Consider the following 25,144-nt stretch of genomic DNA (forward strand, 5'->3'; position numbering starts at 1 on the left):
CGTCGGCGATATCCGGGGGAACCGGTATGGCCGAACAGCATCTTACCCTCCGTGCCGCGCGCCATCTTCACCTTGCGGCACAGGGACTTCTCACTCGTCCTCGTCGTCAGCCGAAAGCGGCAGATATTCTTCGTACCATCCAACAAATGTCTCTGCTGCAGATTGATACTATTAACGTAGTAGCTCGCAGCCCTTATCTGGTGTTATTTAGCCGCCTGGGTGCATATTCAGCGGCGTGGCTGGATGAGGCGCTTGCCCGGGGCGATCTGATGGAGTACTGGGCGCATGAAGCCTGTTTCCTGCCGCGTAGCGATTTCCCTCTGGTGCGCCATCGAATGCTGGCGCCGCATAAAATGGGCTGGAAGTACCATCAGAGCTGGATGGATGAACACGCGCAGGAGATTGCCGCGCTTAAATCGCATATTGCCGATAACGGCCCGGTGCGCTCTGCCGATTTCTCCCATCCGCGTAAAGGTGAAAGCGGGTGGTGGGAATGGAAGCCGCATAAGCGCCATCTTGAAGGGCTATTTACTGCCGGGGAAGTAATGGTGGTTGAGAGGCGTAACTTTCAGCGCGTCTACGATCTCACCGAGCGCGCCATGCCTCACTGGGATGACGCAACGGACGCGCTGGCACAGCCCGAGGCCGAAGCGGTAATGCTGGAGAATAGCGCCCGTAGCCTGGGTATTTTTCGCCCTCAATGGCTGGCAGATTACTATCGCCTGCGTAAACCCGATCTCACCGCGCTCATGGCGCAGTGGCAGGCTGAGCAGCGGGTGGTGGCCGTCAATGTCGACGCGCTAGGTGAAATGTGGGTCCACAACAGCTTGCTTGCGGAACTTGAGCGGGCGGCTGAGGGCAAACTGAATGCCACTCATAGCGCGGTATTGTCGCCATTCGATCCGGTTGTCTGGGATCGTAAACGGGCGGAACAGCTGTTTGATTTCAGCTACCGCCTCGAATGCTATACGCCTGCACCTAAGCGGCAGTATGGCTATTTCGTGCTGCCGCTGCTGCATCGGGGAGAAATCGTTGGCCGGATGGACAGCAAAATGCACCGTAGTGATGGCGTACTGGAAATTTTCGCGCTGTATCTGCAAGAAGGCGTACGAATAAGCCAGCATCTTGAACGTGGGCTGAAACAGGCGATCGATGACTTTGCCTGCTGGCAGGGAGCCACGCGCGTCAAATTGGGCTCGGTGGCGGAAAAACTCTTTAGCGAACAACGCAGCGGATGGGAGATTGACGCCGACCGCTAGCGCTCTATGATATGCTGCACTGATTTTCGATACGGCCCATCAGGAGGAACCATGGATCACCGTCTACTTGAAATTATTGCCTGCCCGGTTTGCAACGGTAAACTTTACTACAGCCAGGACAAGCAAGAACTGATTTGCAAACTTGATAATCTGGCGTTTCCCCTGCGTGACGGTATCCCCGTATTGCTGGAAACCGAAGCCCGCGCGCTTGCTGCAGAAGAGAACAGACCATGAGTTTTGTCGTTATTATTCCCGCGCGTTTTGCCTCTACGCGCCTGCCGGGTAAACCGCTGCAGGATATCAACGGCAAACCGATGATTGTGCACGTGCTGGAGCGCGCGCGCGAATCCGGTGCCGAACGTATTATCGTGGCAACCGATCACCCGGAAGTGGCAGCGGCCGTTGAAGCCGCCGGTGGTGAAGTTTGCATGACTCGTGCCGACCACCAATCGGGTACTGAACGTCTGGCGGAAGTGGTTGAGAAGTGCGGCTTCAGCGATGATACCGTCATTGTTAACGTTCAGGGCGATGAACCGATGATCCCGGCGGTGATTATCCGCCAGGTGGCAGACAATCTGGCAGCCAGTCAGTCCGGCATGGCGACGCTGGCGGTGCCTATCCACGATGCCGAAGAAGTTTTTAATCCGAATGCGGTGAAAGTGGTGATGGACAAAGACGGCTACGCGCTCTATTTCTCTCGCGCGGCGATCCCATGGGATCGCGACCGTTTTGCGAAAAGTCGCGAACAGATCGGTGACACATTCTTACGTCACATCGGAATCTACGGCTATCGCGCCGGGTTTATCCGCCGCTACGTCAACTGGGCACCAAGCCCGCTTGAGCATATTGAGATGCTGGAACAGCTGCGCGTGCTCTGGTACGGTGAAAAAATTCACGTTGCCGTAGCCAAAGAAGTCCCGGGTACGGGCGTCGATACGCCGGAAGATCTGGCTCGCGTTCGCGCTGAAATGAAGTAATCCTATCGCCCCCTTGCGATAAGGGGGCATTTCCTGCTCCACCGTTTCCTGATTTTCTGTTGCAATTTTGATCTTGCCTGGTGAAATTTACATCTCATATGCTCATTATGAAAGCAATGGCTTTTATAGGGGTAATCCGACATGGAACAGCTACGCGTAGAACTCAGCCATCTTTTAGGGGAATCACTCAGCCGTGTAGAGTGTATTAACGAGCAGACGGATACCGCGCTGTGGTCGCTGTACGATGCGAACGGAAACCCGATGCCATTATTGGCGCGGAGTTTTTCGTCACCGGGGCTGGCTCGTCAGCTGGCGTGGAAAATATCGATGCTGGCGCGCAGCGGCACAGTCCGTATGCCGGTGGTGTACGGGGTGATGACGCATGAAGAACATCCTGGCCCAGACGTCCTGTTACTGGAACGCCTGCGCGGTGTCCCGGTAGAAGCGCCGACCCGCAGCCCGCAGCGTTGGGATGCGCTGAAAGATCAAATCGTTGAAGCGATGCTGTCATGGCACCGGATAGACAGTTCGGGCAGCGTCGGTTTTGTTGATGGCACTCAGGAAAATAACTGGCCGCAATGGTATCGCCAGCGGATTGAAGTGTTATGGGACACGCTCGGCCTTTATCACAGCACGGGTCTGACGATGCAGGACAAACGGCTGCTGTTTCGCACTCGCGAATGTCTGGATGCGCTATTTGAGGGCTTCAGCGATAATTGCGTACTGATCCACGGCCATTTAACGCTACGCAGCATGTTGAAAGATGCTCGTAGTGACCAACTGCTGGCGGCGGTAGGGCCGGGACCGATTTTGTGGGCACCGAGAGAATACGAGCTGTTCCGCCTGCATGAGAGCCCGCAGGCGGAACAACTGCTGTGGCATTATATCCAGCGCGCCCCGGTCGCAGAAGCGTTCCTCTGGCGGCGCTGGCTCTACCTGCTGTGGGATGAAGTTGAGAAGTTAGTGAATACCGGTAAATTTAACCGCACTCACTTCGATCTGGCTTCAAAATCACTGATCCCCTGGCTCTCCTGAATCGCCTTTTAGCCATTGCCAGAGGCGGCCAAGCGTCTCATACCCGACCCGGTCGCTGTGCATCAGCCAGACCGGGGAAGGGATCATGCGCTCCCACGGGTTTAGCGGTGAAACAATGGCCAGTTGGTTAGCCGGAGCGGGAAGCGGGTGCAGCCCAACGTGCTGGAAGAAAATCATCGCCCGAGGCAGATGGGACGCAGAAGTTACCAGCAGGAAAGGCGCATCACCGATGGCTGCTTTAACGGCGCTGGCCTCTTCTTCCGTATCTTTTGGACTATCCAATACGATGATCTCACTGCGCGGTACGCCAAGACTTTCTGCCACGCGGGCGCCGGCTTCTGCCGTGCTGACAGGATTAGTGAGAGCGCGTGCGCCGGTGAAGATCATTTTTGCGCCCGGATTGGCTTGCCACAGGCGAATCCCTTCCGCCAGACGCGGCAAACTGTTGTTGATAAGATTTGAACTCGGCGCCCAGTCCGGATTCCAGGTATAACCGCCGCCTAACACCACCACGTACTGCGCCGGCTCTTCGCCGCGCCAGGTGGGATATTTATCTTCAATCGGTTTCAGTAGCCCATCGGCAACCGGTTGCAGGCTCAAGAGCAACAGCGCTAGCCAACCCGCAGTGATGGCGGTTTTCCCTAGTTTTTGAAAGCGAGTGAACCAAACCAGGACGATTCCTAAACCCACCAGTAAAAGAAGCAGCGGCAGCGGCAGCATCATTCCGCCGATATACTTTTTCAGCATAAAAAGCATTCTGTAGAGTACCTTTTTTAAGCATCCGATCGTCTGAATGCAGCGATATTACACCAGGTAGCTTCATTCTCGCCGTGGGTGTGACAAAATAGACCTTTTGTGGCTGGCGAAGTCAGTAAGGATGCCCGGTGCAGGATCGCAATTTTGATGACATGGCGGAAAAGTTTTCGCGCAATATCTATGGCACCACCAAAGGGAAGTTGCGTCAGGCTATTCTGTGGCAGGATCTGGACGTACTGCTGGCGACGATGGGCACGAAACCGCTGCGCATTCTCGATGCTGGCGGCGGTGAAGGCCAGACGGCTCTCAAAATGGCGGAGCGCGGACATCATGTGACGCTGTGCGATCTTTCCGCAGAGATGATCGCCCGTGCACAAAAGGCCGCCTGCGAGAAAGGTGTGAGCGACAACATGCATTTCATACATTGCGCGGCCCAGGACGTGGACGAGCATTTGGAAAGCCCTGTTGATCTGATATTGTTTCACGCTGTACTGGAGTGGGTGGCCGATCCGCAGGACGTGTTAAAAACGCTGTGGTCGGTACTCCGTCCGGGCGGCGCTTTATCATTAATGTTCTACAATGCAAACGGCCTGTTGATGCATAACATGGTGGTGGGCAACTTCGATTACGTGGTTGCCGGCATGCCGAAAAAGAAAAGGCGGACGCTGTCGCCGAATTATCCGCGCGATCCGCAGCAGGTCTATAGCTGGCTGGAAGAGATTGGCTGGCACATTAACGGGAAAACCGGCGTGCGAGTGTTTCATGACTATTTGCGCGATAAGCAGATGCAGAAGAACTGTTTTGATATTCTGCTCGAGCTTGAAACGCGCTATTGCCGTCAGGAACCGTACATTAGCCTGGGGCGCTATATTCATGTCACCGCACTGAAGCCGCAGACAGAAACAAGGATAAACGATGAGTGAATTTTCCCAGACAGTCCCCGAACTGGTTGCCTGGGCCAGGAAAAATGATTTTGCCATCTCGCTACCCGTCGATAGGCTCTCATTTCTGCTGGCCGTTGCAACGCTGAACGGCGAACGACTGGAAGGTGAAATGACGGAAGGCGAGCTGGTGGATGCGTTTCGTTACGTCAGTGATGCGTTTGAGCAAACCAGTGAAACCATCGGCACTCGCGCCAACAACGCGATTAACGACCTGGTTCGCCAACGTCTGCTGAACCGCTTTACCAGCGAAATCACGGAAGGAAACGCCATCTATCGTCTGACGCCGTTGGGTATTGGCATTACCGACTACTATATTCGTCAACGCGAATTTTCGACGCTGCGCCTGTCAATGCAGCTGTCCATTGTTGCCGGTGAGTTGAAAAGGGCGGCGGATTCCGCGGATGAAGGGGGCGATGAGTTCCACTGGCACCGCAACGTTTACGCGCCGCTCAAATACTCGGTGGCGGAAATCTTCGACAGTATCGACCTGACGCAGCGCATCATGGATGAGCAACAGCAGTCGGTTAAAGATGATATCGCCCAACTGCTGAACAAAGACTGGCGCGCGGCGATCTCCAGTTGCGAACTGCTGCTGTCAGAAACCTCCGGCACCCTGCGAGAACTTCAGGATACGCTGGACGCCGCAGGCGATAAGCTACAGGCTAACCTGCTGCGTATTCAGGATGCCACGCTCAGCCATAACGATTTGCAGTTTGTTGACCGGCTGGTGTTCGATCTGCAAAGCAAGCTCGACCGCATTGTGAGCTGGGGCCAGCAGGCAATTGACCTGTGGATTGGCTATGACCGCCACGTGCATAAATTTATCCGTACCGCGATTGATATGGATAAAAACCGCGTCTTTGCCCAGCGTCTACGCCAGTCGGTGCAGAATTATTTCGATGCCCCTTGGGCGCTCACCTATGCCAATGCCGACCGCCTGCTGGATATGCGTGATGAAGAGATGACGCTGCGTGACGAAGAAGTCACCGGGGAACTTCCGCCGGATTTAGAGTACGAAGAATTTAACGAAATTCGCGAACAGCTCGCCGCGCTGATTGAACAGCAACTGGCGATTTATAAAACCAAACAGCTGCCGCTGGATCTCGGTCTGGTGGTCAAAGAGTACCTGGTGCAGTACCCACGTGCGCGTCACTTTGACGTTGCGCGAATTGTGGTCGACCAGGCGGTACGTTTGGGTATAGCACACGCAGATTTCACCGGACTGCCGGCAAAATGGCAGTCGATTAATGATTACGGAGCCAAGGTACAGGCGCATGTCATCGACAAATATTGAACAAGTGATGCCGGTTAAACTGGCACAGGCTCTGGCCAACCCTCTTTTTCCTGCGCTGGACAGCGCGCTGCGTGCCGGTCGTCATATTGGCCTTGACGAACTGGACAATCACGCATTTTTAATGGATTTCCAGGAGTATCTGGAAGAATTTTACGCCCGCTATAACGTGGAACTGATTCGCGCGCCGGAAGGTTTTTTCTACCTGCGCCCGCGTTCCACCACGCTGATTCCGCGTTCGGTACTCTCCGAGCTGGATATGATGGTCGGCAAGATCCTCTGCTACCTCTATCTCAGCCCTGAGCGCCTGGCTAACGAAGGTATCTTCACCCAGCAGGAGCTGTATGACGAACTGCTGGCGCTGGCCGAAGAGAGCAAACTGCTGAAGCTGGTGAACAACCGCTCCACCGGTTCCGACCTCGATCGTCAGAAACTGCAAGAGAAAGTGCGTTCTTCACTCAACCGCCTGCGCCGTCTGGGAATGGTGTGGTTTATGGGTCATGACAGCAGCAAGTTCCGTATCACCGAATCCGTCTTCCGCTTTGGCGCCGATGTGCGCTCCGGTGACGACGCGCGTGAAGCGCAGCTGCGCATGATCCGCGATGGTGAAGCGATGCCTATCGAAAACCATCTGCAGCTCAATGACGAGAACGACGACAATCAGCAGGATAGCGGGGAGGAAGAGTAATGATCGATCGCGGTAAATTTCGTTCGCTAACGCTGATTAACTGGAACGGGTTCTTTGCCCGTACTTTTGACCTTGATGAACTGGTCACAACGCTGTCCGGCGGCAACGGTGCGGGTAAATCAACCACCATGGCGGCATTCGTCACGGCGCTGATCCCTGACTTAACCTTGCTGCACTTCCGTAACACCACCGAAGCCGGGGCGACCAGCGGTTCACGCGATAAAGGTCTGCACGGTAAGCTGAAAGCTGGCGTCTGTTATTCAGTGCTGGACGTGATGAACTCACGTAACCAGCGCGTGGTCGTCGGCGTGCGTCTGCAACAGGTTGCCGGTCGCGATCGTAAAGTGGATATCAAACCATTCGCGATTCAGGGTCTGCCGACGTCCTTCCAGCCGACTCAACTGTTGACCGAAACGTTAAACGATCGCCAGGCGCGCGTACTGACGTTGCAGGAACTCAAAGACAAACTCGATACCATCGAAGGCGTCCAGTTCAAACAGTTCAACTCGATTACTGACTACCACTCGCTGATGTTCGATCTGGGCATCGTGGCGCGTCGTTTGCGTTCGGCATCTGACCGTAGCAAGTTCTATCGTCTGATTGAAGCCTCACTGTACGGCGGTATCTCCAGCGCTATTACCCGCTCCCTGCGCGACTATCTGTTGCCGGAAAACAGCGGCGTGCGCAAAGCATTCCAGGATATGGAAGCGGCGCTGCGTGAAAACCGCATGACGCTGGAGGCGATCCGCGTGACCCAGTCCGATCGCGACCTGTTCAAACACCTTATTTCTGAAGCCACCGACTACGTTGCCGCCGACTATATGCGCCATGCCAACGAGCGTCGGGTGCATCTGGATAAAGCGCTAGAATATCGTCGCGAACTGTTTACCTCCCGTTCACAGCTCGCGGCGGAGCAGTACAAGCACGTGGATATGGCGCGTGAGCTGCAGGAGCACAACGGTGCGGAAGGGGATCTCGAAGCCGATCATCAGGCTGCCAGCGATCACCTTAATCTGGTGCAAACCGCCCTGCGTCAGCAGGAAAAAATTGAACGCTATGAAGCGGATCTGGACGAGCTACAAATTCGTCTGGAAGAACAAAATGAAGTGGTGGCGGAAGCTACCGAGCAGCAGGAAGACAACGAAGCCCGTGCGGAAGCCGCCGAGCTGGAAGTGGATGAACTGAAAAGCCAACTGGCGGACTACCAGCAGGCGCTGGACGTGCAGCAGACGCGTGCGATTCAGTACACCCAGGCGCTACAGGCGTTGCAGCGGGCGAAAGAGCTGTGCCACCTGCCGGATTTAACCCCGGAAAGTGCGGATGAATGGCTGGAAACGTTCCAGGCGAAAGAACAGGAAGCGACCGAAAAACTGCTGACTTTAGAGCAGAAAATGAGCGTTTCGCAGACCGCGCACAGCCAGTTTGAGCAGGCGTTTAAAATCGTCGAGGCGATTAACGGCCCGCTGGCGCGTGATGAAGCCTGGGAAATCGCGCGTGAATTACTGCGCGACGGCGTCAACCAGCGTCATCTGGCAGAACAGGCGCAGCCGCTGCGCAGCCGTCTGAACGAACTGGAACAGCGTCTGCGTGAACAGCAGGATGCTGAACGTCTGCTGGCTGATTTCTGTAAACGCCAGGGCAAACAGTACGATATCGACGAACTCGAAACGCTGCATCATGAACTGGAAGCGCGTATTGCGGCCCTGAGTGACTGCGTTAGCGATGCGCGTGAACAGCGTATGACGCTGCGTCAGGAGCAGGAGCAGCTGCAATCGCGGATTTCCGCGCTGATGCATCGTGCACCGGTATGGCTGGCGGCGCAAAATAGCCTGAATCAGCTGTGCGAGCAAAGCGGCGAACAATTTGAATCAAGCCAGGACGTCACCGAATATGTTCAGCAACTGCTGGAGCGTGAGCGTGAAGCCATCGTTGAACGCGACGAAGTGGGTACGCGTAAACGTGCGGTCGATGATGAAATTGAACGCTTAAGTCAGCCTGGTGGCTCGGAAGACCCGCGTCTCAACGCGCTGGCGGAACGTTTTGGCGGCGTGCTGCTGTCGGAAATCTATGACGACGTTAGCCTTGAAGATGCACCGTACTTCTCCGCGCTGTATGGCCCATCGCGTCACGCCATCGTGGTGCCGGATCTGTCACAGATCGCCGAGTATCTGGAAGGCCTGGAAGATTGCCCGGAAGATCTCTATCTGATTGAAGGGGATCCGCAGTCGTTTGATGACAGCGTGTTTGCCGTCGATGAACTGGAAAAAGCGGTTGTCGTTAAAATTGCCGACCGCCAGTGGCGTTACTCTCGCTTCCCGTCGCTGCCGCTGTTTGGTCGCGCCGCGCGTGAAAACCGCATTGAAAGCCTGCACGCTGAGCGTGAAGTGCTGTCCGAACGTTTCGCGACGCTGTCGTTTGATGTCCAGAAAACCCAACGTCTGCACCAGGCGTTCAGCCGCTTCATCGGCAGCCATCTGTCGGTGGCCTTTGACGACGATCCAGAAGCCGAAATCCGTAAACTGAATACCCGTCGCAACGAGCTTGAGCGTGCGCTCAGCAGCCACGAAAGCGATAACCAACAGCAACAGGCGCAGTTTGAACAGGCGAAAGAGGGCGTGGCTCTGCTGAACCGTTTGCTACCGCGTCTGAGCCTGTTAGCCGATGAAACGCTGGCCGACCGCGTCGATGAGATTCAGGAACGTCTGGATGAGGCTCAGGAAGCCGCGCGCTTTATCCAGCAGCACGGTAATCATCTGGCGAAGCTGGAGCCGATTGCTTCTGTATTGCAAAGCGATCCGCAGCAATTTGAGCAGTTAAAAGAAGATTACGCCTGGTCGCAGCAGGTACAGCGAGAAGCGCGTCAGCAGGCCTTTGCGCTGACGGAAGTGGTGCAGCGTCGCGCCCACTTTGGCTATTCCGACTCGGCCGATATGCTTTCCGGCAATAGCGATCTGAACGAAAAACTGCGTCAGCGTCTGGCGCAGGCAGAAACCGAACGTAGCCGCGCCCGTGAGGCGATGCGTACCCACGCTGCGCAGGTGAGCCAGTACAGCCAGGTGTTGGCGTCGCTGAAAAGTTCCTACGACACGAAGAAAGAGCTGCTCAACGATCTGCATAAAGAACTCAAGGATATAGGCGTGCGCGCCGATGCCGGGGCGGAAGAACGTGCGCGTACGCGCCGTGACGAACTGCATGCGCAGCTGAGCAACAACCGTGCGCGTCGCAACCAGCTGGAAAAAGCGCTGACCTTCTGTGAAGCGGAGATGGATAACCTGACCCGTAAGCTGCGCAAACTGGAACGCGATTATCTGGAAATGCGTGAACAGGTAGTGAGCGCGAAGGCCGGATGGTGTGCGGTGATGCGCCTGGTGAAAGACAACAACGTTGAACGTCGTCTGCATCGTCGCGAACTGGCCTATCTCTCAGCCGACGATCTGCGCTCAATGTCGGATAAAGCGCTCGGTGCGCTGCGTCTGGCGGTGGCGGACAACGAACACCTGCGCGATGTGCTGCGTATGTCGGAAGATCCGAAGCGTCCGGAGCGTAAAATCCAGTTCTTCGTTGCCGTCTATCAGCACCTTCGCGAGCGTATCCGTCAGGATATTATCCGCACCGATGACCCAGTTGAAGCCATTGAACAGATGGAGATTGAACTGAGCCGTCTGACCGAAGAGCTGACTAACCGTGAACAGAAGCTGGCGATTAGCTCCCGAAGCGTAGCGAATATTATTCGCAAAACTATTCAGCGCGAACAAAACCGTATTCGCCAGTTGAACCAGGGGCTGCAGAACGTGTCGTTCGGCCAGGTGAATAGTGTGCGTCTGAACGTCAACGTGCGCGAAACTCACGCAATGCTGCTCGATGTGCTTTCTGAGCAACATGAACAACATCAGGATCTGTTTAACAGCAACCGCCTGACCTTCTCGGAAGCGCTGGCGAAGCTCTATCAGCGGCTTAACCCGCAGATTGATATGGGCCAGCGTACGCCACAGACCATTGGTGAAGAGCTGCTCGACTACCGTAGCTATCTGGAAATGGAAGTTGAGGTTAACCGTGGCTCCGACGGCTGGCTGCGTGCAGAGTCCGGTGCGCTGTCTACCGGTGAGGCTATCGGTACCGGTATGTCGATTCTGGTGATGGTTGTTCAGAGCTGGGAAGATGAAGCGCGTCGTCTGCGCGGCAAAGATCTGTCGCCATGCCGTCTGCTGTTCCTTGATGAAGCGGCTCGTCTTGATGCCCGCTCCATTGCTACGCTGTTCGAGCTGTGTGAACGTCTGGAAATGCAGCTGATTATCGCGGCCCCGGAAAACATCAGTCCGGAGAAAGGGACCACCTATAAGCTGGTGCGTAAAGTGGTCAATAACCACGAGCACGTTCACGTGGTTGGGCTGCGAGGTTTTGCCGCCCAGCTTCCTGAAACGCTGCCGGGCACCGCGGACGCTTCGTAGCACGGCACCTGAAAGGCCTGATAAACACGCAGTGTGTCAGGTCATTTAGATAAAATTATCGGGCCTTACCCGGCCTGCTATGGGCTTGGCGGGCGGGGCAGCCGCTATCGTGTCCGAATTCAGAATATAGGGCGACAGAAATGTCGCCCTTTTTGCTTTTCGCATAGCGGCGATATCGCGTTATTATCTTTAGACTTCTTTACATTTCACCGGGCAAAAATGTTTTTGTCTTTATATACTGAAGGTAAGCCCACTTTATGGGTCTTCGTATCTTTAACAGGGGGCAAGGGATGTCGCTTAATAAAAAAAATGGTCGTCGATTGTCTGCCGTGACTTTGTGTCTGACAATGACGTTTGCTCCGCTGTTTACTGCTTTTGCGGATGAACCCGAGCTGGTTCCATCTGATAGTACCGCGCTGCCAGCAGAGCCTTCGGCAGTGCTTCAGCACCCGGAATCGCAATCGGCGGCGATGGCGAGTCTGGCAGGAAGTCAGCCTCTGGCCGCAGGGGCGGCGGCGGCGGGTCGTGCCGAAATCCTGTCTCTTCTGCCGGCTGGATACCAACCCGTCTATCTTAATCCACTGGTGACGCTGTATGCCGCTCGGGCAATGAAGCCGATGTGGGAAAACCGTGATGCGGTTCGTGCCTTCCAACAACAGTTAGCCGAAGTGGCTATCGCCGGTTTCCAGCCACAGTTTACCCGTTGGGTAGAACTGCTCACCGATCCTAACGTCAGCGGTATGACTCGTGACGTGGTGTTATCCGACGCGCTGATGGGCTATCTCCATTTTATTAGCGGTATTCCGGTGCAGGGGAATCGCTGGTTATATAGCGATAAGCCTTACACGTTAGCGACGCCGCCGCTGTCGGTTATCAATCAGTGGCAGCTGGCCCTCGATAACGGTACGTTGCCGCAGTTTATTGCCGCTCTGGCGCCACAGCATCCACAGTATGGCGTGATGCATCAGGCGCTGTTGGCACTGACGGGTGACTCGCGTCCATGGCCGAAATTGACCTCTACGGTCTCTTTACGCCCAGGTCAGTGGAGTAGCGACGTTCCGGCGCTGCGCGAGATATTGCAGCGCAACGGCGTACTGGATTCCGGGCCGGATATTGCGCTACCTGGCGATAATATTGGTAAGACGAAAAAAACCGCTAAGAGCGGCCCTGCGGGCTACGATCAGACGCTGGTGGCCGCGGTTAAACGCTTCCAGGCGGCACAGGGCTTAGGCGCAGATGGGGTCATCGGCGCATCAACGCGTGACTGGCTTAATATCTCTTCCGCCCAGCGAGCCGGGGTACTGGCACTTAATATTCAGCGCCTGCGTTTATTACCGGGGAAAGTTTCCACCGGTATTATGGTGAATATTCCAGCCTACTCGTTAGTGTATTATTTGAACGGAAGTGAAGCGTTGGCTTCGCGCGTTATTGTCGGTCGTCCGGATCGTAAAACGCCGATGATGAGCAGTGCGTTGAATAACGTGGTGGTGAATCCACCGTGGAATGTACCACCGACGCTGGCGCGTAATGATATTCTACCGAAGCTGCGCGATGATCCTGGCTATCTGGAGCGGCACAACTACACCGTTCTGCGTGGCTGGAATAGCAAAGAGACTATCGATCCATGGCGTGTGGACTGGTCAACCATCACCGCATCGAATTTACCCTTCCGCTTCCAGCAGGCACCGGGGGAACGTAACTCGTTAGGGCGTTATAAATTTAATATGCCAAGTTCGGACGCTATTTATCTGCATGATACGCCGAACCATAACCTGTTCCAGAAAGATGCGAGGGCATTAAGCTCCGGATGTGTCCGGGTTAATAAAGCCTCCGATTTGGCGAATATGTTGCTGCAGGATGCGGGCTGGAATGACGCGCGAATTTCTGATGCGCTGAAGGAAGGTAATACCCGCTATGTGAATATCCGGCAAAATATTCCGGTTAATCTCTATTATTTGACCGCCTTTGTTGGGGCTGATGGTCAGACACAATATCGAACAGATATTTACAATTACGATATCACCGCGCGATCCGGTGCACAGATTTTGCCAAAAGCGGAACAATTGATCAGATAAATGAAGTAGTTCAGGTAATGTAGTTGTCGAATGAAAAGCAAAGAAGTCAGCCCTGAACGTCAAGGGCTGGCTGATCTGCGCTGCAGGCCGCCTTGACGCTGGCTTTGATGCCCGGTAAGGTGCTTAACGTGCGCCAGAAGTGCATATTTTTCGACCACACTTACTGACTGTAGACCTGATTATCATGGATAAAATTGACGCTAATCGCCGCAAACTGCTGGCGTTAGGTGGTGTTGCGCTGGGCGCAGCGGCCATCTTACCCACACCTGCATTTGCTACCCTCTCGACCCCACGTCCGCGTATTTTAACGCTGAATAACCTGCATACAGGTGAGTTGATAAAAGCCGAGTTTTTTGACGGCCGAGGCTATATTCAGGATGAATTAGCAAAGCTTAACCATTTTTTCCGTGACTATCGCGCGAATAAAATAAAGAGTATGGATCCTTCATTGTTCGATCAGCTCTATCGCCTTCAGGGATTATTAGGAACCAATAAACCCGTGCAATTGATTTCTGGATATCGCTCTGTTGATACCAATGATGAACTGCGAGCGCGTAGTCGTGGAGTAGCTAAACATAGCTACCACACAAAAGGGCAGGCAATGGATTTCCATATTGAAGGCATTTCATTAAGCAATGTACGCAAAGCAGCGTTATCTCTGCGCGCAGGTGGTGTAGGATATTACCCACGTAGCAACTTTGTGCATATTGATACCGGGCCGTTACGGAACTGGTAACTCTACGCCCGACCGTTTAGCGTCATTGAAGACGCTGAGCGGCGATGAGTATAAACAGGAGCAACATGAATTATCGCATTATTCCGGTCACTGCATTCGCGCAAAACTGTTCGTTGATCTGGTGTGAGCAAACCAAACTGGCGGCGCTGGTCGATCCAGGTGGTGATGCTGAAAAGATTAAACAACAGGTTGCAGACGCTGGCGTGACGTTGCAGCAAATTTTGCTGACCCATGGTCATCTTGACCATGTGGGTGCGGCGGCGGAGCTGGCGCAGCATTACGATGTGCCGGTGATTGGGCCGGAAAAAGAAGATGAGTTCTGGTTGCAGGGGCTGCCTGCGCAAAGCCGGATGTTTGGCCTTGAGGACTGTCAGCCTTTGACGCCTGACCGTTGGCTAAATGAGGGCGATACGGTGAGCGTCGGTAACGTTAAGCTACAGGTGCTGCACTGTCCTGGACATACGCCGGGTCACGTGGTCTTTTTCGACGACGCGGCGCGTTTACTTATCTCAGGCGACGTGTTGTTTAAAGGTGGTGTAGGGCGCAGTGATTTCCCACGCGGCGACCACGCGCAGTTGATTGATGCTATCAAGCGCAAGCTGCTGCCGTTGGGCGACGATGTGAAGTTTATTGCCGGGCACGGGCCAATGTCGACGCTGGGTCACGAGCGTTTGCACAACCCATTCCTGCAGGATGAACTACCCGTCTGGTAAAATAATAAAAAGGCCGCGAATGCGGCCTTTTTTGTCACTGCGATAAACCCCAGCGAGGTTAAACCCAGCCGGGTGATTATTACAAGACGGCGACGATGGCTTCACATAGCGGAGCCATATTGTCTGGCGTCATACCGGCGACGTTAATTCGGCCGGATGCCACAGCGTAAACCCCAAACTCTTCACGCAGACGCAGAACCTGTTCTTTGGTCAAGCCGCTAAAGGAGAACATGCCGTTCTGTTTGGTGATAAAGCTAAAGTCGCGGCCTGCACCTTTCTCTTGCAGTGTGTTCACAAACAGCAGACGCATGCGCTGAATACGCTGGCGCATATCGGTGAGCTCCTGTTCCCAGATGGCGCGCAGAGCGTCATTGCTGAGGATGGTTGCCACCACGGATGCACCGTGTGCCGGTGGGTTAGAATAGTTGGCACGGATGACGGCTTTCATCTGGCTAAACGCGCGGTCGGCCGTGTCAGAATCGGCAGTAACCAGAGTACATGCACCTACGCGTTCGTTATAGAGACCGAAGTTTTTCGAGTAGGAGCTCGCGACAATCAGTTCTTTGTGCAGCGCAGCAAACGCGCGCAGACCTTCAGCGTCTTCTTCCAGACCGCGGGCAAAGCCCTGGTAGGCGAAGTCGAACAGCGGCAACCAACCTTTTTCAATCGACAGTGCAGCCAGCTGTTGCCACTGCTCAAGCGTAGGATCAATCCCGGTTGGGTTATGGCAGCAGCCGTGGAACAGCACCACGTCGCCGGCCTGCGCATCGTTCAGGCTGGCCAGCAGCGCGTCGAAGTCCAGCGCGTGTTTCTCAGCGCTGTAGTAGTTATATTCACGCACTTCCAGACCAGCGGCACCAAACACGCTTTTGTGGTTCGGCCAGCTTGGGTTGCTGACCCAAATACGTTTCACGTCAGTGTTTTTCGCGAGGAAATCCGCCGCTACGCGCAGTGCGCCAGTACCACCAGGAGTCTGCGCAGTGCGGGCACGTTTATCGCTGACAATCGCGCTACCTTTACCAAACAGCAGCTCCTGAGTGCAACGACCGAATTCAGGAATACCATCAATACCGAGATAGTTTTTGGTGTTTTCGTTTTCCAGCAGATACTGCTCTGCTTTCTTTACGCTAGTCAGAACCGGCGTCTTACCGGTTTCGTCTTTATAAACACCAATCCCGAGATTGATTTTTCCCGGGCGTTCGTCGGCGCGAAACAGATCGGCCAGGCCCAGAATCGGGTCGGCAGGGGCGGCTGTGATGTTCTCAAACATGACGAGGTTCCATTTATAAGTTCGGGGGAAATCCGCTATCAGGTTAACGGTAGATTTACAAAATGCCAACCGTTAGCGACAAAAAGCGCGATGCTTTTCAAAAGTTACGATCTTCATCTTAGGAACGTAAAAAAGCAGGACCGAAGTCCTGCTTTTTAGGCATATAGCAGCGAGGGTCTGCTGATTAGAACTGGTAAACGATACCCACTGCAGCCTGGTCGTCGGTCAGCAGACCGGACTCAGCTGTATAGGCGTTGTCGCTCAGCAGGTTGAACTTGTACGCCGCGTAGACGTTCATGTTCTTGTTGAAGTAGTACCAGGTACCGACTTCGATGTATTTCATCAGATCCGCGTCGCCACCTTTGAAGTCGCCACGAGCGATCAGGTCTTTACCTTTGGACTGAACGTAGCCGATAGACGGACGCAGGCCGAAGTCGAACTGGTACTGAACCACAGCTTCGATGTTCTGAGTTTTGTTCGCGAAGTTGTTGTCATTTTCACGAGTCATGTTCAGAGTCTGAGCATACATAACTGCTGCATAGATGTTGTTAGCATCGTATTTAGCTGCAGTAGACCATGCTTCAGCTTTGCTGCCGCCAGCGCTTGCCCAAGTGTGAACGCTGTTGTCGCGAATGTCGACGGTGCTGCCTGGGTTAACCTGTGCATTGGTACGGTCTGCAACTTCATAACCTGCCGCCAGCGCTATGCCGTTACCGAAATCATATTGTGCGGAGGTGCTGAAGCCGTCGCCGTTCGCTTTCGCGCCGTTGCCGCCGTAGCCTACGTTTTTAACGGTGCCATCAGAGTTGTAAGTAGCAACAATCGGGTTGGTACGATCGTTTTTACCCTGATACTGCAGCGCGAAGCTCAGACCATCAACCAGGCCGAAGAAATCGCTGTTACGGTAGGTCAGCAGACCAGAAGAACGACCGTTCATGAAGTTGTCGGTAGCAGCCCAAGAATCGCCGCCCCATTCAACCAGCATATCGGTGTAAGCTGCTACGTCGTAGATGGCACCGTAGTTACGACCGTAGTCGATAGAACCGGCATCACCAAATTTCAGACCAGCGAATGCCAGACGGGTTTTGGTACCCTGGGAGCCTTCAGCGTTGGAGGCGTCCATGTTGTATTCCCACTGACCGTAACCTACCAGCTGGTCGTTGATCTGGGTTTCGCCTTTAAAGCCGATACGCGCATAAGTGGTATCTTCGTTGCTGGTGTCGCCGTTGGTAGTCCAAATGTGCTCACCAACTGCTTTACCATAGAAGTCCAGTTTGTTGGCATTTTTGTTGTAGATTTCTGCAGCATTCGCTGCGCCAGCTACCAGCAGAGCAGGGATAACCACTGCCAGGATATTACGCTTCATCATTATTTATTACCCTCATTAGGTTTTTTTTATAGACACTCTCGACTTTCGACAATTACTTCCGTCAATAAAAATTTACGGAACTATTGATGAGAGTTTGGTGTCTTTATGTGTCTGAGAGGCATCTTTCCATTCAAAACACTCTTTCGCTAGCCTGAAAATGCTACAAACATCGAGAATGAGTAAGCAAAAGAAATAATGTGTAAGAATTTATGAATTTTGAGGAACTTTGTGAACTAACTCAAAATTCTGAGACGTACGCGGAAAAAATGAACGGCCCCTTATCTATCAATATGAATTTCTTATCTTTTATTCGCATAACGCTTTTTCTTATCGCACAGAGCGGATGAGTAATAATTTCCCTATGACAATTTTTAGCCATCCAGATAGCTGTGTTTTTGGATAAAAAATATGCTAAGGCGTTAGTGAAATCTTAAGTGCAATAATATTTAGGCTGTTTTTTGTACGGATTAATGACAAGAAATGGGCTGTAACAAAGAGAGAAGGGAGAGGTCTTGAAGTTTAAGTTTGTTAAACTTAATAAAGATTTCTTTACATGATCGGCTTATGGCTAAAAAAAGGCCAGCACGATGGCTGGCCTTTCAGACAGAGATAAATTAGAAGGTCGCGTTACGCGGCGTTCTTGGGAACGCAATTACGTCACGAACGTTCTGTACCCCGGTGACATAGGCAATCAGACGTTCGAAGCCCAGACCAAAACCGGAATGTGGAACGGTGCCGTAACGACGCAGATCGCGGTACCACCAGTAGTCTTCTTTATTCAGACCCATTTCAGCCATACGTGCGTCCAGAACGTCCAGACGCTCTTCACGCTGAGAACCACCGATGATTTCACCAATACCCGGTGCCAGAACGTCCATGGCGGCAACGGTTTTACCGTCGTCGTTAAGACGCATATAGAAGGCTTTAATCTCTTTCGGATAGTTTTTCACCACAACCGGCGCTTTGAAGTGTTCTTCAGCCAGGTAGCGTTCATGTTCGGAAGAGAGATCCACGCCCCAGTAAACCGGGTTCTCGAATTTCTTACCGCAGTTTTCCAGAATAGTGACCGCGTCGGTGTAGTCTACCTGGGCGAAATCGGCGGTAACGAAGCGTTCCAGACGGTCGATAGCGTCTTTATCAACGCGCTCGGCGAAGAACTTCATATCGTCTGCACGTTCGGTAAGCACCGCTTTGAAGACATATTTCAGCATCGCTTCTGCCAGTGCGGCGTTGTCTGCCAGATCGGCAAACGCGACTTCCGGCTCCAGCATCCAGAACTCAGCCAGGTGGCGGCTGGTGTTGGAGTTTTCAGCGCGGAAGGTCGGGCCGAAGGTGTAGATTTTTGACAGCGCACAGGCATAGGTTTCGCCGTTCAACTGACCAGAAACGGTCAGGAACGCTTCTTTACCAAAGAAATCTTTGTCGTAGTCGACTTTGCCCTGATCGTTACGCGGCAGGTTTTCCATATCCAGTGTAGAGACACGGAACATTTCGCCTGCGCCTTCGGTATCGGAAGCGGTAATCAGCGGAGTCGAAACCCAGAAGAAACCTTGCTCATCGAAGAAACGATGCAGAGCCTGCGCCAGCGTATGACGAACGCGAGCGACTGCACCAATCAGGTTGGTACGCGGACGCATATGCGCGACTTCACGCAGATACTCGATACTGTGGCGCTTTGCCGCCATTGGATAGGTATCAGGATCTTCAACCCAGCCGGTGACTTCGACGCTGGTGGCCTGAATTTCAAAACTCTGACCCTCGCCCTTAGAGGCGACAATCTTACCGGTGACAATAACGGAGCAGCCGGTGGTCAGACGCAGCACTTCCTGATTGTAATTGGGCAGAGAATTATTAATAACGGCCTGTACAGGATCAAAGCAGGAACCGTCATAGACGGCCAGGAAGGAAAAGCCAGCTTTTGAATCTCGGCGGGTACGTACCCAGCCGCGCACGGTGACTTCGCTGTCAACGGCTACGCGGCCCTGGAGTACGTCGGCTACAGGCACAACGCTCATAATAGTCTCTCTATTCGTAGTCCAATAAAAAAATCGTTTTCCCCATCACTGCGGGGGGATATCTATGTTACCTGTCATCTTCCATCAGACAAGCAGAATTCGCATGGGGAGAGGGTGTTTTGAGAAATAAATAAAGAAGAAGGGAGCCTGGCGGCTCCCTTTGATGATTAACTGGCCTTTTTGACCTGCGGGAGAGAGAAGGCTTTGCGTAAAGCGCGCACAAACGCTTTATCGTGGCAGATAGTTTTTCCCGGGCTGTCGGAGAGTTTTGCCACCGGTTTACCGTTGCACTCTACTAGCTTAATGACGATATTCAGCGGTTTGACCTGCGGAATATCGCAGGTCAGGCGGGTGCCGATACCGAAGCTCAGGTTCACGCGCGCCGAGAAATGGCGATACAGTTCGACGGCTTTAGCCAGATCGAGGTTATCGGAGAACACCAGCACTTTCGTGAGTGGGTCGATACCCAGCTTCTGATAGTGACGAATGGCTTTCTCGCCCCATTCAAACGGGTCGCCCGAATCGTGTCGCAGACCTTGATAACGGGTTGCGAATTCCGGGCCAAAATCGCGCAGGAACGCATCCATGGTAATGCAGTCGGTCAGAGCGATACCGAGCTGATCCGGGTATTCGGTAAGCCAGGCCGCCAGTGCCGCACGCTGGCTGGTGGCCAGATCCGGGCTAATTTGCTGATGCGCCTGGAACCATTCATGTGCCTGAGTACCCATCGGCGTCAGCGTCAGACGGCGCGCCAAATCGTAGTTGCTGGTACCGGTAAACCACGATTCCTGCTGCAAACGACCAACAATTGCCTCCTGGACATCGCGCGAGAAGCGGCGGCGGGTACCGAAATCCATCAGCTTAAAGGCGGACATGTCGATGTCGGCGGTCATCTGATTAAAGTCGACCAGCTTACGTTCCAGCATCGCCAGTGCTTCCGGAACGCCGTTCTCTGGCGTACGGTAGCGATGAACCAGTTCGCTAATGACGGCCAGCAGTGGGACTTCCCACATGATGACTTCACGCCATGGGCCCTCAAGACGAATATTGAGTTTGCCATTGTCGTTGGTGACGGTGACTTGCTGCGGGTCGTAGCGGAAATCGCGCAGCCAGTTCAGGTAATCTTGTTTAAAGAAAGGAAGTCCGGACAGCCAGTGATACTCGTCATCTTGCAGCGTAAGAGAACGCATGGCGTCGACTTGTTCGCGAATTGCGTCAGCATAAATGCCTAGAAGATCGTCTCCACGGCAGCGGAATTCAGCCGCTACGTTGACATCATAGTAGTGGTGGAAAACGGCCTGCTGCATATGCAGTTTGTAGGCATCTGTATCCAGCAGCGAGTGCAGAACAGGGGAAGCGAATTGTGTCATGGTGCGCAGTAGCATCCTCTCACAGGAGCGTTTAGTACAATAAACAACAGGGGAGAATCGCTGGAGTATACCTTGTTTATCGATTTATTGAACCCCGATCACATCATAAGGCACGAACAGGCACCTATGCGTTTTGTGCGTCATGTTGCGTAAATGTATCATTTTTCCCTATTTGACTGGAAAAGATGAAGATTCTGCGTAGCGTGATTAACACAACAGGAATAGACTGGAGATGACATTTACATAAGATGCTAAAGGTTTTTTATGACACAACAGCCCCAAGCCAAGTACCGCCACGACTACCGTGCGCCGGACTACCTGATTAGTGATATTGACCTGGCCTTTGACCTGGATGCCGCAAAAACCGTCGTGACAGCGGAAAGCCAGGTTTCCCGCCACGCAGCGTCTGATGTGCCGCTCCGTCTGGATGGTGAAGATTTAACGCTGGTCTCCGTTCATGTTAACGGCGAGCCGTGGACCGACTATAAAGAAGAAGAAAGCCAGCTGGTTATCTCCGGTCTGCCAGAACGTTTCACGCTGAAGATCGTCAACGAAATTAGCCCTTCGGCAAACACCGCATTAGAAGGTTTGTATCAGTCCGGTGAAGCTCTGTGTACCCAGTGTGAAGCGGAAGGGTTCCGCCATATTACCTGGTACCTTGACCGTCCTGACGTGCTGGCCCGCTTTACCACCAAAATCACCGCCGATAAAAGCAAATATCCTTTCCTGCTTTCCAACGGCAACCGTATTGCCGAAGGCGAGCTGGAAAACGGCCGCCACTGGGTACAGTGGCAGGATCCATTCCCAAAACCATGCTACCTGTTTGCGCTGGTGGCCGGTGACTTCGATGTGCTGCGCGATACCTACAAAACTCGCTCCGGGCGTGACGTTGCGCTGGAACTGTTTGTGGATCGCGGCAACCTTGACCGCGCACCGTGGGCGATGACCTCGCTGCAAAACTCGATGAAGTGGGACGAAGAGCGCTTTGGGCTCGAATACGATCTCGACATCTATATGATTGTTGCCGTCGACTTCTTTAATATGGGCGCGATGGAGAATAAAGGGCTGAACGTCTTTAACTCCAAATACGTGCTGGCGCGTACTGATACCGCGACCGATAAAGATTACCTCGATATCGAACGCGTGATTGGCCATGAATACTTCCACAACTGGACCGGCAACCGCGTGACCTGCCGCGACTGGTTCCAGCTGAGCCTGAAAGAAGGACTAACGGTATTCCGCGATCAAGAGTTTAGCTCGGACCTCGGCTCGCGTGCCGTCAATCGTATCAGCAACGTGCGTACCATGCGCGGCCTGCAGTTCGCCGAAGACGCCAGCCCAATGGCGCACCCAATCCGCCCTGATAAAGTTATTGAAATGAATAACTTCTACACCCTGACGGTGTATGAAAAAGGGGCCGAAGTCATTCGCATGTTGCACACGCTGCTGGGCGAAACGAACTTCCAGAAAGGGATGCAGCTCTATTTCGAACGTCACGATGGTAGTGCAGCGACCTGTGATGATTTCGTGCAGGCGATGGAAGATGCGTCGAACGTCGACCTTTCTCATTTCCGCCGCTGGTATAGCCAGGCCGGTACGCCGATTGTCAGCGTTCACGACGACTACAATCCGGAAACCGAGCAGTACACGCTGACTATTCGCCAGCGCACGCCGGCGACGGCGGAGCAGGAGGAGAAATTCCCGCTGCATATTCCGTTCGATATCGAACTGTACGATAACGAAGGCAAGGTCATCCCGCTGCAAAAAGACGGTCATCCGGTGCACCACGTGCTGAACGTGACCCAGGCCGAGCAGACGTTTGTCTTTGATAACGTCTACTTCCAGCCGGTACCGTCACTGCTGCGTGAATTCTCCGCGCCGGTGAAACTGGAATATAAATGGAGCGATCAGCAACTGACGTTCCTGATGCGTCATGCGCGCAACGATTTTTCCCGTTGGGACGCTGCGCAAAGTCTGCTTGCTACCTATATCAAGCTGAACGTAGCGCGTCATCAGCAGGGCCAGCCGTTGTCGCTGCCGGTTCACGTCGCTGACGCATTCCGCGCGATTCTGCTGGATGAGAAGATCGATCCTGCGCTGGCTGCGGAAATTCTGACCCTGCCATCAGCCAGTGAAATTGCCGAGCTGTTCGAGATTATCGATCCTATCGCCATTGCGGCGGTACGCGAGGCGCTAACCCGTACGCTGGCAACCGAATTGGCCGATGAATGCCTGGCTATCTATAACGCCAACAAACTCGACAGCTATCGCGTCGAACATGCAGATATTGGTAAACGTTCATTACGTAATACCTGCTTGCGTTATCTGGCGTTTGGCGATGCACAGCTGGCAGATAAACTGGTTAGCCAGCAGTACCACGATGCCGATAACATGACCGACGTGCTGGCGGCGCTGTCAGCCGCCGTGGCTGCAGAATTGCCATGCCGCGATGCGTTGATGCAAGAGTATGATGATAAGTGGCATCAGGATGGTCTGGTGATGGATAAGTGGCTGATTCTGCAGGCGACTAGCCCGGCAGATGATGTGCTGGAAACGGTACGTAAGCTGCTGAATCACCGTTCATTTAGCATGAACAACCCGAACCGTATCCGCTCGTTAATTGGTGCGTTTGCTGGCAGCAACCCGGCGGCGTTCCATGCGGAAGACGGCAGCGGTTATCAGTTCCTGGTGGAGATGCTTACCGAGCTGAACAGCCGTAACCCGCAGGTGGCTTCACGCTTGATTGAGCCGCTGATCCGCCTCAAACGTTACGATGCAAAACGCCAGGCGCTGATGCGTGCGGCGCTGGAACTGCTGAAAGGGCTGGAAAATCTGTCCGGCGATCTGTACGAGAAGATTGCGAAGGCGTTAGCGTAACGCATGTGTTACCCGGACGAGGTGTTTATGCCGACTCCGGGTTATCTCGCAGCCGTATTACCGGGCTGGGCTTAGCGCCAAAGGGCATAAAAAAACGCCGCTGGTTTTTCCATGCGGCGTTTTTTTTATCAAACATGCTCGGCCTGTCGCGCCGCACCTAGCCTGGGAACCTGTATATCCCGGCGATGCAAGGCTTGCCAGAATGTCTCCAGAGCGCTATCGAGGCGATTGTGCAGATTCTGACTAAACTGCGGTTTATGCTGATAGTCGGTAACTTGACTATCATCGGCAAACACACCTTGCAGGATCTCTTGTGCTTTCAGCGCGTTCAGCACCGGTTTGAGGGCGTAATCCACCGCCAGCATATGTGCGATTGTTCCACCGGTCGCCAGCGGTAGCACGATTTTTCCTTCCAGTGCACGTTCTGGCAGTAGATCGAGCAGCGCTTTTAACGCTCCGGCGAATGAGGCTTTATAGACCGGAGTCGCAATAATGAGTCCGTCGGCATGCGCTAGCTGTTCGGTTAAGGTTTGTAGCGCCGGGCTGTCAAAGCGAGCGTAAAACAGATCCTCTGGGGCAAAGTTTTGTAGATGCCAGTGAAACACTTCGACATCCGCCGCTGAAAGCTTCTCGCGAGCGTACTCCAGCAGGGCGCTAGAGCGAGAAGGAAAGCGGGGGCTGCCTGCTAAAGTAATGACGCGCATAACCTCTCCTTATAACTAAAACTAAACATTAATCTAAAGTTGATAACATTTTCGCTAGTGTGTCAGAGGTAGAAGGGGAGGCGAAATACTTTTTCTGGCGTAGGTTTACCAGAAAATGCATATGGTGTAGCGCTACGTAGGCCATATGAAGGAAAACGATTGCGCTTTTTTTGCCATAGGTCAATTCCCTTTCGTAGCAAGATCGCACATAATACGCCCCCGGTTTGCACACCGGGAATCCAGGAGAGTTCATGTACTATCCCTTCGTTCGTAAAGCACTTTTTCAGCTCAATCCAGAGCGCGCTCATGAATTAACATTTCAACAATTACGCCGTATTACCGGAACACCACTGGAAGCTTTAGTGGGTAATGCTGCCAACTTACTGATTTAGTGTATGATGGTGATTTTAAGGTGCTTGCGTGGCTTCCATTTCCATCAGATGTCCTTCCTGCTCCACTACTGAAGGCGTGGTGCGTAACGGCAAAAGCACTGCCGGACATCAGCGCTATCTCTGCTCTCATTGCCGTAAAACATGGCAACTGCAGTTCACTTACACCGCTTCTCAACCCGGTACGCACCAGAAAATCATTGATATGGCCATGAATGGCGTTGGATG

General features: G+C 53.5%; 19 protein-coding genes and 1 pseudogene. 14 read left to right on the forward strand and 6 right to left on the reverse strand.

What is annotated here, in order from left to right:
* Window positions 1-26: 26 nt before the first annotated feature.
* The 4 genes from ABOC97_RS05410 to ABOC97_RS05425 all read left to right on the forward strand — a co-directional run bounded on the left by ABOC97_RS05410 (window position 27) and on the right by ABOC97_RS05425 (window position 3,271).
* Entirely contained in the window at window positions 27-1,259 is a 1,233-nt protein-coding gene (locus ABOC97_RS05410; protein ID WP_349594899.1) for a winged helix-turn-helix domain-containing protein, read from the forward strand.
* Between the two features lie 51 nt (window positions 1,260-1,310).
* Complete coding sequence (gene ycaR / locus ABOC97_RS05415) at window positions 1,311-1,493, forward strand: protein YcaR (protein ID WP_234501835.1); 183 nt, start codon at window positions 1,311-1,313, stop codon at window positions 1,491-1,493.
* Entirely contained in the window at window positions 1,490-2,236 is a 747-nt protein-coding gene (gene kdsB / locus ABOC97_RS05420) for a 3-deoxy-manno-octulosonate cytidylyltransferase (RefSeq protein ID WP_349594902.1), read from the forward strand. The genes ycaR and kdsB overlap by 4 nt, the downstream gene beginning before the upstream one ends.
* A 141-nt stretch (window positions 2,237-2,377) precedes the next feature.
* Complete coding sequence (locus ABOC97_RS05425; RefSeq protein WP_349594905.1) at window positions 2,378-3,271, forward strand: YcbJ family phosphotransferase; 894 nt, start codon at window positions 2,378-2,380, stop codon at window positions 3,269-3,271.
* Here the strand turns inward: ABOC97_RS05425 and elyC are convergent.
* Window positions 3,248-4,027 carry an envelope biogenesis factor ElyC gene (gene elyC, locus ABOC97_RS05430; protein WP_349594908.1) on the reverse strand — a complete coding sequence of 260 codons (780 nt, stop codon included), beginning with the start codon at window positions 4,025-4,027 and terminating at the stop codon, window positions 3,248-3,250. The genes ABOC97_RS05425 and elyC overlap by 24 nt on opposite strands.
* A 128-nt stretch (window positions 4,028-4,155) precedes the next feature.
* Here elyC and cmoM point away from each other — a divergent pair, with 128 nt between their 5' ends.
* From cmoM to ABOC97_RS05465, 7 genes are all read left to right on the forward strand, one after another.
* A complete protein-coding gene (gene cmoM / locus ABOC97_RS05435; protein ID WP_234501831.1) occupies window positions 4,156-4,950 on the forward strand; it encodes a tRNA uridine 5-oxyacetic acid(34) methyltransferase CmoM in 795 nt (264 codons plus the stop codon).
* Entirely contained in the window at window positions 4,943-6,265 is a 1,323-nt protein-coding gene (gene mukF, locus ABOC97_RS05440; protein ID WP_234501830.1) for a chromosome partition protein MukF, read from the forward strand. The genes cmoM and mukF overlap by 8 nt, the downstream gene beginning before the upstream one ends.
* Complete coding sequence (gene mukE / locus ABOC97_RS05445) at window positions 6,246-6,950, forward strand: chromosome partition protein MukE (protein WP_234501829.1); 705 nt, start codon at window positions 6,246-6,248, stop codon at window positions 6,948-6,950. Before mukF ends, mukE begins: the two co-directional genes overlap by 20 nt.
* Window positions 6,950-11,398, forward strand: coding sequence for a chromosome partition protein MukB (gene mukB / locus ABOC97_RS05450; RefSeq protein WP_349594913.1), 4,449 nt, complete (start codon window positions 6,950-6,952; stop codon window positions 11,396-11,398). Before mukE ends, mukB begins: the two co-directional genes overlap by 1 nt.
* 290 nt (window positions 11,399-11,688) lie before the next feature.
* Window positions 11,689-13,473: a L,D-transpeptidase gene (ldtD, locus tag ABOC97_RS05455; RefSeq protein WP_349594915.1), complete on the forward strand. Its 1,785-nt coding sequence runs from the start codon at window positions 11,689-11,691 to the stop codon at window positions 13,471-13,473.
* 184 nt (window positions 13,474-13,657) lie between these two features.
* Window positions 13,658-14,209 (forward strand): YcbK family protein, encoded by a 552-nt coding sequence (locus ABOC97_RS05460; RefSeq protein WP_234501826.1) that lies wholly within the window; start codon window positions 13,658-13,660, stop codon window positions 14,207-14,209.
* Between the two features lie 65 nt (window positions 14,210-14,274).
* Window positions 14,275-14,922, forward strand: a complete 648-nt coding sequence (locus tag ABOC97_RS05465) for an MBL fold metallo-hydrolase (protein ID WP_349594918.1) — start codon at window positions 14,275-14,277, stop codon at window positions 14,920-14,922.
* Between the two features lie 79 nt (window positions 14,923-15,001).
* On the opposite strand, the gene ABOC97_RS05470 is transcribed toward ABOC97_RS05465, so the two are convergent.
* The 4 genes from ABOC97_RS05470 to pncB form a co-directional block, all read right to left on the reverse strand.
* Window positions 15,002-16,192, reverse strand: coding sequence for an amino acid aminotransferase (locus ABOC97_RS05470; RefSeq protein ID WP_234501824.1), 1,191 nt, complete (start codon window positions 16,190-16,192; stop codon window positions 15,002-15,004).
* A 184-nt stretch (window positions 16,193-16,376) separates the two neighbouring features.
* Window positions 16,377-17,561 (reverse strand): porin, encoded by a 1,185-nt coding sequence (locus ABOC97_RS05475; RefSeq protein ID WP_349594922.1) that lies wholly within the window; start codon window positions 17,559-17,561, stop codon window positions 16,377-16,379.
* 614 nt (window positions 17,562-18,175) lie between these two features.
* Window positions 18,176-19,576, reverse strand: coding sequence for an asparagine--tRNA ligase (gene asnS, locus ABOC97_RS05480; protein WP_234501823.1), 1,401 nt, complete (start codon window positions 19,574-19,576; stop codon window positions 18,176-18,178).
* Window positions 19,577-19,743: 167 nt separating this feature from the next.
* Window positions 19,744-20,946, reverse strand: a complete 1,203-nt coding sequence (pncB, locus tag ABOC97_RS05485) for a nicotinate phosphoribosyltransferase (protein ID WP_349594925.1) — start codon at window positions 20,944-20,946, stop codon at window positions 19,744-19,746.
* A gap of 264 nt (window positions 20,947-21,210) precedes the next feature.
* Here pncB and pepN point away from each other — a divergent pair, with 264 nt between their 5' ends.
* Entirely contained in the window at window positions 21,211-23,823 is a 2,613-nt protein-coding gene (gene pepN / locus ABOC97_RS05490) for an aminopeptidase N (RefSeq protein ID WP_349594927.1), read from the forward strand.
* Window positions 23,824-23,951: 128 nt separating this feature from the next.
* Here pepN and ssuE read toward each other — a convergent pair whose 3' ends face one another.
* Entirely contained in the window at window positions 23,952-24,527 is a 576-nt protein-coding gene (gene ssuE, locus ABOC97_RS05495) for an NADPH-dependent FMN reductase (RefSeq protein ID WP_234501820.1), read from the reverse strand.
* Between the two features lie 251 nt (window positions 24,528-24,778).
* Here ssuE and ABOC97_RS05500 point away from each other — a divergent pair.
* Both ABOC97_RS05500 and ABOC97_RS05505 read left to right on the forward strand, forming a co-directional pair.
* Window positions 24,779-24,892: pseudogene (locus ABOC97_RS05500) on the forward strand (quinone-dependent dihydroorotate dehydrogenase); the annotation flags it as partial.
* A 55-nt stretch (window positions 24,893-24,947) separates the two neighbouring features.
* Window positions 24,948-25,144: IS1 family transposase (locus ABOC97_RS05505; protein ID WP_137464314.1), on the forward strand; the 197-nt coding region annotated here is incomplete at its 3' end.

The organism is Kluyvera huaxiensis, from assembly GCF_040149365.1.
Lineage (GTDB): Bacteria > Pseudomonadota > Gammaproteobacteria > Enterobacterales > Enterobacteriaceae > Kluyvera > Kluyvera intermedia_A.